Genomic DNA, 11,314 nt, shown 5'->3' on the forward strand with positions numbered 1-11,314 from the left:
AGACATTATGAATAACATATCATTATAGAATTATTATATGGCTTGGTACTACTCAGGTATCCAAAATAAAATAATTTCTTCTTGCATCCAAGGTAATTTAAGCTTATTCATAGACCAAGGAGGCAGTAAATCACCTGTATCGTGGTCCTGATGCATCATCGTTAAATGCCAAAATTTTTTCTCTGTAGTGTCATCAGCTTGGTGGCTGGTTAAAATACCTAATCTATTTAAGAAATAGTCTTTTACTATCCTTTCCAGGGTAGCGTTTTGAAATGCATCGGTTTCTTGCAGTTTTGTTATGCTTTTCCAACGCTTTAGGACTTTTTCCATAAGCAGTTGGCTATTGGCTGATAGGATTGCCATTGTGTTACTAGATGTGGATGTTTCTGTTTCTATTTCTATTTTTGATGTAGTCCCGTCTTGGGACGCTTGGAGCTGTTGGTCTGACGTAGTGCCCTTTTCTTCTACTTGATCATATATATCCTCCGTTTCATCTATAGGCTTATAGGGTAGCAATACTGCATCATAAGATAATCCACAAAGTAGTTTAGGAAGGGTAAGCTGCCATTCGGGACTCTTTAGCTTACCTGTAACCAAATATTGTAAGAGATAGACTGCATTATGGGCTGCTTGGTCACAGAAAAATTGGTCGTCAACCATAAGATTGTTTAACTTGAAAAAATCATACAAAAAGGGCCATAGAAATACCAAGCCTGTATTTTTTGTATATACCTGAACCGATGCTTCTGGTAGACGAACTTTTTGAGGTGATGTTTTTAGTGGCGCTTTTTCTAATGACTGATGGACTAAAGCTGACTGGGATGGGTGCATGTGCTTAATTAATGGCTTAAGTAAGGTGATCAGCTGATCTGCTTCCTGGTTCGTAGCCTTTGTATCGACAATTGAGGTAATGATTTTGTAAATAGTTCCTTGAGTATAGCAAGTGGTCAGTAAGGTACTGTGTACAAACTCTTGGGCTGCAAATGACTTTTTTGAAATTAAATAATGCATAATAGAAATGCAGAGTTCCTTTTTCCATGTGGATGGATGATGGAAGGGTATAGTTGTATCTAGCAATGGATGGTTTAAAAGAGTTAGGTAGTGCATGACAAATGGAGCGTTGTCTTTTGCTAAACAGGTTATAATTTTTGTAGTCACTTCTTCGCTAAAATAGTGGACTATGCGCCTGGCTGTTACTTGATGATTGTCCTGATCTGCTAGAAGTTTTGGTAATTCAAGTGGTTGGTCTTCCATAAATTGAATCAACTCATCGCCTAATCGCTCTATTGTTAGATGATACTGCTGGGCAAAAAGAGATAAGTTGCCATTAAGCAGTAGATAAAGCTTGATTAAGATAGGTGCGTGGTATCCACGCTGCCTAGCTTGTTGTTGGAATACTTGACTATATTTTTCTTGTAGCCTGTTCAATGAAGCAGTTAACGTTTCTGGTATCTCCTTGGTATCAAGTAGTTGAAAAGTTGTTAGTAGGGTAGTTGGTGTAACTTCCAGTACGTTACTCAATTCAGTAGTAAGGTCCGCAAGCCAATCATCTGGTGCAATAGATGTCTGAGGTAGTGTTTTTAATACACCATCCCAAAATAAATTTTTAGTCATATTTTGCTCGCCTAGTGCACCTTGTGTGTCACACCACCATTGATAGCTCCCTTGTATGAAGGTTGTTAACGTTTTACCTATTGCACTATGTCTTTGAATCAATTGCATCAGTTGCGTATGGGTAAAATTTGCGATAAGGCGTTGCCGCACATGTGCTTTATCTTGGGCTAAAGAAAAAGTAGAAAGGTGTGTGAGCACATCACTTAACAAGGCTGTTGCATCTGTATAATTTCCAAGCTTACCCGTATGCAAAAAGAGGTGCCATCTTTCTATAATCCTCTTTTTTTTGCCTAGTATCACATCGGCAATCTGTTTGTAGAGCGTGATGCGCATCGTTTCCTGTAATGGTAGGTTGGGTAAGTGTTGTGCAACCAATTGGTCGATGATGGAGGGAGATAGCTCAACAGATTGGCGTACCATCTCTTTAATAGCTGGTAGTAGCCTACTATAGTAAAGTGGTACAAGAGCTTGGTCTAATGTTTCATGTGTAGATAGAAACATTAGATCCACTTCATCTATTTTAGTTAGTTTTAATGGCGTTAACTTCTCTTTGAGGAAAGAAAAAATCTCTACCAGCTGGTAATCGGTTTCCTCTCTGGCTGCATCAATTAACGCATCACATAAACGGGTTGGGGGAGATGCAGTTTGTGCGCTCAGATGGAATACGATACGCTCTATATATTGTTTTTCTGGTGGAGTTTCTCTAATTGCGGCAGCAATAAAAATTTCTTTAATGGAACGGATATGGCCCTGTTGCTGGGTGCGCTGCAACACTTGCATCATGACCCTTTCTAGGCGATCCAGCATCTGATGGGAACAAGGGACAAAGGCCTGCAATAGTTTGGCTACAGTGATCTCTGTAGCATGTTGCATGAGCTTTTTTAAAATGGTTGCTTCTTGGCACCAAGGTGCTAATTGATCTCTTATCTGTTTGGGTGTGGCACGCTCCAAACACTTAGCTATGAAGTAGGCTGGCACCAACTGATCATTTGGCAATACATTATCAACAAGAAAATCCACTACATCTGCCAATGGATGGTTATGGGTACCATCTAAACGAGTGGTGTGCTGCTTGGTTTGCGATGCGTCAACCGGTTTTGATGTGCTATAGGTTTGTACTATATAGCTCTCTTGGTCTACTTTAGGTGACACACGCGCCAAACATGCTGCTAGATCTGGATAGGCTTTCTGTTCTGCTATATCAGATAGTCGGTCACATAATGCGTCAGCAGATAAGGAGGTATAAGGCGCTAGATAACCTATCACACGTCCTATATATTGCCTAGTAGATGGCGCATCCACGGCTGCTGTAATAAACATATTTTTGAGATGGTCTATGTTTGCTTGGCATTCAGTAGATTCAAGGAATGCAATCAGAACGGTTTCGAGTTTAGGTAGCCACTCCATTGAAAGAGGAATGGATGCTGGCAAGCTGTGCTGTATGATAGGCGGCTGCATAGCCGCTTTGTTATTTGCATCAGGCATAACAGGCCAAAGGCACGTGGTCTCCTTGGGCATCTCTGATGATAAGGTCGATATGGATACCAGTGGGGCTATTATAGCTTTTATAGCTGGGTTATAGGTTTGAGTAGTTAGCAATTTGGCGCATTGTTGCGGGCTGATTACACCATTGGCCATATGTGTTCTAAACAACGCGTGCATCTCTTCAAGATAAAATGTTTTAGAATGTTCAAAGGCACAATAGGCTAAAGTCATAGCTTTAATCGCACAAGCAGGTGTGGTGGCAGCAGTAGTAGCCGTTGCGATTTGCATACAATCAGAAAATATACCTACAATAGAAGGATCTATAGAGGCTAAGCAGGCAACAAAGAGCCTATCAGGTAAGTTTTGAACCAACTTTTCCCTATTTTTTGCTTCCTGCAGCCAGCTTTTTACTAGAGGTCGTATACCTGTTCGGTCCATTGCCCGTTTCATACTACCTATAGCGGCTGATAGTTGATGGGGCGCCATGCCATTATTGGCTATTTTGTCCAATTCTTTTACTATTTGTTCCTTATTTTTGATACTTTCATACCCGAATTTTAGTGGCGTTATCGCTAGGTCACGCAACTGAAGCACCAATGCTTTCGTAGTGGAGTCAAATGAGGGTTTTTTTTCATTTTGTGCGTAATAAATCTGTAATGCTTCTAGCATTTTTTCGTAGCTGGTAGAGGTTTGTAGGGCGACTTGCTTGAGGAGCATGCGCAAAAAACCCATTCGGTCTACTTTGCCTCTTGGTTGGTTGATGATACTCAATAGAGTCGTTGCAAACAATTGCTTCGTATCTAACAAGTTGGTTGCAACCCTCTTTTGTTGTAACAATATTCCTATTTCAGTTAGGATAGGCTTAAAGTAAGCTATAGGTTGTTTCAATAAGCAGGAAAGAGTTCGCTCTACAGTAGACCGAGCAAAAAATGTCATACAACGTTGGACAGCTTTTTCCTTTTTATGCAGATCATACCAAAGCTGTTCTATAAGCAGAGGCGTGTAGTGCAGCAATTCTAGATATATTTTTTCAATTTGTTTTTCAGAACGTTCGATCATCCACCACGCCAAATGACCTTCTGATAAATAGTGTGCTATGGCTTGCCGTTTTGCCTCTGGTAGTGGGATTACTGCAGTAGGGTTATGGATGACCTTACGCATCTGTTCTTGTAATTTAAGCATTAACACCTGTTCTACCTGACAAGGGAGTTGTTTGTCAAGGGTAGATAGATATACGTCACCTCCATCTATAACCAGCTTGTCTAAATGGATGACTACATCACTAGGCACATATTGAGCAAAGAGTTTGGATAAAATGGGTATAATTCGTTTTTGGACAGCTTGCTGAACGGTGTGATAGAGCATGCTATTTTGACTATGCTGATCAATAGTTACTTCAATCCGACTACGTAGAATGACATGATGATTTTTTGTAGGCATAATTGGTTCTATTAGATAAGTAGACCACTACCTTGATGTAAGGGAGTTTCCATCAGTTTTCTCTGGCTTTTTACCAAAAATTTAAAAAGCCAGATGATTAAGTTGTAATATAGCACTATAAGCCAGCCATATCGACTAGCTTAGGTAGCATAGCTGCTATAGAAGCTTGGTCCGTAATAACATAACGCCACATTTTATCTAAACCTTTTGAGATCCCTATTCTAGATGTTGACTTATAAGGCAATTGATAACCTATATCTTTAATATATAATGTTTTTGATAGCGTTACATCGATCGCATTATGGGTTACATTAATACCTAAGCATTGACAAAGCTTGCCTGGACCATTTAGGTAAGTATAGGGCGGATGGATCAGCTGTATGCCTCTAATGAGTGTAGCTGCTGGAAAATTTAAAGCTTCAGTAACAATATTTAAGCAATAATATTTTCCATATATAAAATAAACATAACTAAACCCAGCTTGCCCAAACATGACTTTAGTTCTTTGTGTAATACCTCTAGCCGCATGGCAAGCGGGATCACCTACACCAATATAACTCTCTGTTTCGGTAATAATCCCCTGAAAATCATGGAAGCATAGTAGTTTGCCAATTAAATGGGTACTAACCGTGTGTGTATCTTGTACAAAAAAGTCTCTATTTAAAATCATTTAGGGCCACTAGGCTTATTTATAATGCGTATCGATGCCCTTATGTAGCCTGCTTTCAAAAGGCTATGGATCATTGAGCACGTCGATCTGGTGGTTACATCCTTACGTAGATTGAATGTGTTGCGGCTTTGTGCACCATTTTTGTACAAAAGCATAAGGCCAAATCAGGTTATTGCTTATAACGGGGTGGGTTACCTTATCTGCTACAGCTTAACCAGCGTAACCGTTGCTTTGTCTTACTATAAATCGGTTTGGCATATAAAATGGCCACCGAAACTAAGTATATACATACGGCAAAGAGATAGGTATAAGCCGTTTCTTTATACAAGACCGAACAAACCTTATGCATAGGCCATATCCGGATAAAAAATAGGCCCATCAATAAATGATCCACAAGCGCAGAGATGGGTAAACTGATACCATTACTTAGTGCAAAACCATACCGTAGCTCTAGCTTTACAAAAAGCCTTAACCCAATATATGAAGCGATCAATATGGCGCATAAAGAGGCTACTATAAGTCCACTAATAGGCTTACCAGCCATATAATATTGTTTATTATATAATAAGCAAAGCGTTGTGGCCGTACATAATACAATACTTACCGTGGCCTTTTTGCTACCATGGTACTTTGCAATGCCATTTAAAATAAGTGTTAAAAAAGTAAATAATAGTGCGCAATAGACTATTTTATTGGTAAAATTAATACATAATGTAGCTGCAAATAGCCCACTAAGTTTATAAAAATAGTTCTGTAAAATTTTATTCATAACACCTAAATTATTAATATGCCTTAAGTTTAATCCTATCACACTTTAAATATATAGTTTTTTCACTGCCTGTCAAATTAAATCTTGACTACTACAAATTTTAATCTGACTACATCTGATTACAATGATGAGCCATTGATCGACTCTACTTGATTTATAATGTAAATCCGTTGTAATAGACTGATTTTGCATAAAAATATTTTCTAGTGCGGAATATGAGATGAATCGTCTTCTATTTCTATATGATCTAAATCTTTAGCAAGCTCTGCTTCCAGTTCTTCAATGGTTGGAAGCGCTGTTTGTAATTTGCTAGGCAGGTTTTTAGTAAGCCTGTACATTGAAAGACCTATAGGTTTATTGATATCACGTAAGGTGTATTCTGCTAAAACGCCGACCTTGGATCGGCATAAAATTAATCCAATGGAAGGATTATCGCTTGAGTGGCGCAATAAATCATCCACAGCAGAAAGATAAAAATTCATTTTTCCTACATATTCAGGCTTAAAGTCTCCAGATTTTAACTCTATAACTATAAAGGAACGAAGTTTGATATGGTAAAATAACAGGTCTATATCAAAATCTTGTTCTTCAACTTGAATATGATATTGACGACCTAAAAAGGCAAATCCTTCCCCTAATTCAAGTAGAAATTTTTCAATGTGTGCAACTAATCCTTTTTCTAATGCTCTTTCATGGGTTTCATCTCCAAGGCTTAGAAAATCGAATAAATAAGGATTCTTTAGGGTAGCTTGGGCTAAGGCGGCGTGTGGCGGAAGTAGTTGTTTATCAAAATTGGTGATGGCACCTGCCTGACGTTCATATAAGTTAGTTTCTATTTGTATAGATAAACTATTTCTTGACCAGCCATTTTTAATCGTATACTCTATGTAAAACTTTTGTTGGCTCTTATCGAGCCCAGAATAGATCAGGACTACAATATGACCCCAGGGTATTTGGTCAACAAGCTGTTGACCAATTTCATCTTGACTATATACTTGAGCAAACTTCCGCATATATTTGAGGTTTTGTGGGCTGAACCCTTTCATCTCTGGAAAAGCAGCTCTTAAATCTTTCGATAGTTCAGCAATAACACCAGTACCCCATCGTTCTTGCACTTGCGTATGTAGGATACGACTTCCTATATGATGGTATAGGGCAACAAGTGCTTTATTAACATGAAGAGAGGCTTTATATTTAGCACTGGCTACACTGGTTTTTAAATCATTTAGTAATTGATGGTAAGCTTGGTTAATGATACTTTTGTTCATATAATGAAGAGATCAGATAATACAAACGTGCGATAGATATAAAATTTTAACTTCGACATAACTAAAATAATTAAAAAATTAGAAGTAGAACAGTCGGAAAGAAACAAGGCGAAAAGATGGGACTGGAAAAAGGAAAAATACAAAAAAAATATACTGGCCTAAAAAAATAGGAAAGAAAATTTAAAAAGAGGTGTCCGAATAAACCAGTCCATTATAGTACCATGTCTGGCAGAAACTGGCTATTTTTTTACTAATCAAAAAGTAAGAAATCGGTAAGAGAAATAGCGTAGAACGAAAAGGGAGCTAAGGTGACAGCTATAGTAGCAGCCAATAATAAGCGCATGATTACTGTAATACCCACCCGTTGGAATTTTATTCCAGTGTAAAATGCGCTTAAGTCTTTTATAAATGCGTGGGTTATATCTTCCTTGCAGCAAGGGCAAAGATGTTTATACACATAGGAAGGAAAAGGGGTAAACTTGATATGTCCCTTAGATTGGTTAATAAACGATCGCACTAGGCAAGAACCATGTGCATAATGGCCACATGAAGCAATTTGAATAGTAGTAGGGACTTCTTCTTTTTTATGACATACTACACAAGTTAGATTTTCTTGCCCTGTATGATGTTTGCTATATTTTTGGTTGAAAAATGATTGTAAATGTTTGTCAATTCCTCGCTAAGATATGCATCTAGGCTTACCTTTTCTGAATGGCTGAAACTTATTGCTTTATATGGTGCTAAGATGGAACCTAAATCCTACCAAATGCCTGTAGCAAGTATTCAAGCCTTAAAGCAACAAAAAACACTTCTTGCACAGTTGAAGAAACAACTTACGATGTCTTATAATTTGTTAGAATCTTTTAGTGTGTTGCCTAAAACAGATGCTGTAACCTTAAAAGTGATCAATCAAAATATAGCTTCTTTAGAAGAACAAATAGCATTCTTAGAGCAAGAAATGCTTACTATTACACAGGAACGCTGTAAAGAACTCTACACACAGATCAGTTCTATTCAAGGTATTGGGGATAGAACCACTATGGAGCTTATCGTTGGCACTGGTGGCGGTCACCATTTTGAAAGTGCTAAGCAGTTCTCTAAATACATTGGGCTAGCGCCTACTTATGAACATTCAGGCTCATCGGTAAGAAAAAAAGGCCATATTAATCGTCATGGCAACCCGGGATTGCGTTCTTTGCTCTATATAGCTTCTTGGTCAGCTATACGCTTTAATAAGTCCTGTAAGGACTTTTATGAGCGGTTAAAAGCAAGGGGTAAGCCTAGTAAAGTGGCACTGATTGCAGTAGCTAACAAGCTTATTAGACAAGTATTTGCTATTATGCGCGACAATACTTTTTATGTAGATGGCCATGTATCTAAACTAAAAGTCAGCCCTTAGCCTGCCTAAACAGGAAAGATAATAGTTGATTATTTGATTATGAATATAAATTAAAAATATAACAGTTATGATGTGGATTTATGGATAACTTTATCAAGTTATCCATAAATCCACATCTCAATCAAAATAAACCTTAAAAATGAAATATTTTTCTAACAAAAAATTTGCTTATTAACATAGTGCGTGTAAATTATTTTTTTGGTTTGTCAAATTCTATTTTCAAATTTAATTAAAAAATGTGCCATAGCCTCACTCCAATTATGAATAGGGATAGTCCACTTGTGTGTCGTAGAGAAGTATTATCATGAAAAAAAAGGTGGTAATATAAGCTTCATATAAGATGAAGGTAGGAATAAGGGGGAAATAAAGCTTGAAGATATAGGGAAGTGTTCAATTAACTGTGTCAGTTTCGGGCTTCACGTCAACTCAGATTTGACTCTTCCAGGAAAAAAGATGTCTATCTGAGATATGGTCAGTGCCCAGTTTCTGAGCGGCATAGTCCATTTATCCTCCATCTTCTTGATAGCGCAATATACTGATTTATACAAAGCATTGACACTGGTAAATGCCCCTTTTGTTTTGGTAAACTGTCTAATTTGTCTATGGAGGCTTTCTATTGGATTGGTCGTATAAATTAGCCTTCTGACAGGATCTGAATATTTAAAGTAACCAGACAAATGCTCCCAGTTGTTTTGCCAAGATTTGATAACCATTGGATACTTTTCTCCCCATTTTTCTTCTAATTCCAATAGATAATGTTCTGCAACTTCCTTATTTGAAGCTTGATATACTTGCTTTAAATCAGTTAAAAAACGTTTTACATCTTTGCTAGCTACATACTTGATGGAATTGCGTATCTGGTGTACTACACAGACCTGCACCTGTGCATTGGGAAAAGCGTTATTAATGGCTGCAGGGAAGCTTTTTAGTCCATCAACACAGGCAATAAGGATATCTTCTACACCCCTTGCCTTAAGCTCGTTGAGTACACCTAACCAGAAATTAGCTCCCTCACTTTCAGATAAATAGAAGCCTAACACTTCTTTTTTACCCTCTTGATCTATGCCTAATAAGGTATACAGACATTTACTTACACATTTCCCATCTTCTTTAACCTTAAAAAACATACCATCCATAAAAACTATGGGGTAGACCGATTGAAGAGGACGGTTACGCCATTCATTTATTACTGGCAATAAGCTATCTGTAATAGCCGATATTTCAGCAGCTGATACTTTATGATCATAGATTTCTTCAATATGAGCGGCTATAGACTTATAGCTCATACCACTAGAAAACATGCTTAAAATCTTGGTTTCCAGTTCAGGATGAAGATTTGTTTGACGCTTTTTAACTATTTGTGGATCGAAACTACCTGTTCTATCTCTAGGGGTTACCAAGTCAAAGGAACCAGAGCTTGTACGAAAAGTTTTACAACTTTTACCATTCCTTCGATTATTTACTATCCTCTCACTAGACAAATGATGGGCCATCTCACCTTCTAGACTCGCCTCTAGAAGCTTTTTTATCAGAGGGGTTAATGCCCCACCTTTGCCTGTCAATGGCTTACCTAAACGGATAGAGGACAAAATGTTTTCCTCCAAATCTTTATAATCTACTAAACCAACGTAATCATTGTTCATATGCTCTTCCATGTCTAAAAACCTTTAGTCGTTAATTATTTAATTTATAACTCTTTTAGGAATTGACACAGTTCATCGAACACTTCCAAATGGCTTATGGTGGCACTTCGAACTTGTTTTTTGATAGTTTCATCCATCAAAGCCCACAGTGGATTTGCGCCATAATCTATCAATAATCTAACCGTTTTTTCCTGATCCTTAATATTTTTAATCTCTTTTACCAATTCTAGTGGCGTTTGCATCTTATTGCTTATGCTATTAGGATTTGCACCCGCTTCCAGTAGTAATTGGATAACCGCTATCTGTCCAGGACTATCTCCATTTTTTATTACTTCTGTAAGCAATGTTTCTCCACGCATATTCCAGCCATTTAAATCTATCTTATGTTCGATTAAGCGCTTCATAAATGCGATATAAGCAGGCGTCTCAGTCACTTCTTCATAGGAAGGGGGGGCACTATCTGTAGCTTTTTCATAGGAAGGTGGTGGCGCTGTTGGGTCTTTATATGGGTCATCTAAAGATGTTACCATAAGGGTAACTGGTTGTGCGTTTGATTGCTTTTTATATGATAAACTACTCTTACACGCATATTCCAGTATTAATGAGATGCCGCTATTTTTCACAATAGCCACCCTGACTGATCCAGACTTATATGGAGTATGCATATCTATATATTTTCCTCTTCTTACTAAGAAATCCATGGCGCCTGTATCACCTTTTAGTGCCTTTGAAACTTCAGACAGACATCTATCAAGATCATTATAATCTTCCGAAACATCCTGATCACTTCTATCACATGGAGGCTTATCAGGCAGACTATCCTGCTTTATACTGGGAGTGTTGTTTAGATTCCTAGTACAAGTAACCAATGCTGTACAAAAATAAAAGCAGCCTAACATAGCAATGATCTGTTTGGCACGCAGTATACTACTCGCATGCTGCTTTGTTATTTGATGCGTATTAGGTACCATAACGATAGTTTCCAATTTATATTGGGTTAACAACTATATAATTGAATCGTAATAC

At 37.7% G+C, this 11,314-nt stretch carries 7 protein-coding genes; 1 reads left to right on the forward strand and 6 read right to left on the reverse strand.

Annotated elements, in window-relative coordinates:
* Positions 1-48: 48 nt before the first annotated feature.
* The 4 genes from CE557_RS00485 to CE557_RS00500 all read right to left on the reverse strand — a co-directional run bounded on the left by CE557_RS00485 (position 49) and on the right by CE557_RS00500 (position 7,246).
* On the reverse strand, positions 49-4,539 hold the full coding sequence (locus CE557_RS00485) for a contractile injection system tape measure protein (protein ID WP_114909686.1): 4,491 nt from the start codon (positions 4,537-4,539) through the stop codon (positions 49-51).
* A gap of 115 nt (positions 4,540-4,654) precedes the next feature.
* On the reverse strand, positions 4,655-5,209 hold the full coding sequence (locus tag CE557_RS00490; RefSeq protein ID WP_114909687.1) for a DNA-3-methyladenine glycosylase: 555 nt from the start codon (positions 5,207-5,209) through the stop codon (positions 4,655-4,657).
* Positions 5,210-5,405: 196 nt separating this feature from the next.
* Positions 5,406-5,978 (reverse strand): hypothetical protein, encoded by a 573-nt coding sequence (locus CE557_RS00495; protein ID WP_114909688.1) that lies wholly within the window; start codon positions 5,976-5,978, stop codon positions 5,406-5,408.
* A 203-nt stretch (positions 5,979-6,181) separates the two neighbouring features.
* Positions 6,182-7,246 (reverse strand): PDDEXK nuclease domain-containing protein, encoded by a 1,065-nt coding sequence (locus CE557_RS00500; RefSeq protein WP_114909689.1) that lies wholly within the window; start codon positions 7,244-7,246, stop codon positions 6,182-6,184.
* Between the two features lie 661 nt (positions 7,247-7,907).
* On the opposite strand from CE557_RS00500, the gene CE557_RS00505 reads away from it, so the two are divergent.
* Positions 7,908-8,645, forward strand: coding sequence for a transposase (locus tag CE557_RS00505; RefSeq protein WP_223245904.1), 738 nt, complete (start codon positions 7,908-7,910; stop codon positions 8,643-8,645).
* A 416-nt stretch (positions 8,646-9,061) separates the two neighbouring features.
* Here the strand turns inward: CE557_RS00505 and CE557_RS00510 are convergent, their stop codons facing one another.
* Together CE557_RS00510 and CE557_RS00515 are read right to left on the reverse strand one after the other, a co-directional pair.
* Positions 9,062-10,288 carry an IS256 family transposase gene (locus tag CE557_RS00510; protein ID WP_162790027.1) on the reverse strand — a complete coding sequence of 409 codons (1,227 nt, stop codon included), beginning with the start codon at positions 10,286-10,288 and terminating at the stop codon, positions 9,062-9,064.
* A 44-nt stretch (positions 10,289-10,332) separates the two neighbouring features.
* Positions 10,333-11,259: an ankyrin repeat domain-containing protein gene (locus tag CE557_RS00515; RefSeq protein WP_114909690.1), complete on the reverse strand. Its 927-nt coding sequence runs from the start codon at positions 11,257-11,259 to the stop codon at positions 10,333-10,335.
* Between the last annotated feature and the right edge of the window lie 55 nt (positions 11,260-11,314).

Source organism: Cardinium endosymbiont of Sogatella furcifera, assembly GCF_003351905.1.
Lineage (GTDB): Bacteria > Bacteroidota > Bacteroidia > Cytophagales > Amoebophilaceae > Cardinium.

Coding starts and splice junctions, on each gene's coding strand:
- CE557_RS00485 (WP_114909686.1), bottom strand. CDS start 4,539: ATGCCTACAAAAAATCATCATGTCATTCTACGTAGTCGGATTGAAGTA.
- CE557_RS00490 (WP_114909687.1), bottom strand. CDS start 5,209: ATGATTTTAAATAGAGACTTTTTTGTACAAGATACACACACGGTTAGT.
- CE557_RS00495 (WP_114909688.1), bottom strand. CDS start 5,978: ATGAATAAAATTTTACAGAACTATTTTTATAAACTTAGTGGGCTATTT.
- CE557_RS00500 (WP_114909689.1), bottom strand. CDS start 7,246: ATGAACAAAAGTATCATTAACCAAGCTTACCATCAATTACTAAATGAT.
- CE557_RS00505 (WP_223245904.1), top strand. CDS start 7,908: ATGTTTGTCAATTCCTCGCTAAGATATGCATCTAGGCTTACCTTTTCT.
- CE557_RS00510 (WP_162790027.1), bottom strand. CDS start 10,288: ATGAACAATGATTACGTTGGTTTAGTAGATTATAAAGATTTGGAGGAA.
- CE557_RS00515 (WP_114909690.1), bottom strand. CDS start 11,259: ATGGTACCTAATACGCATCAAATAACAAAGCAGCATGCGAGTAGTATA.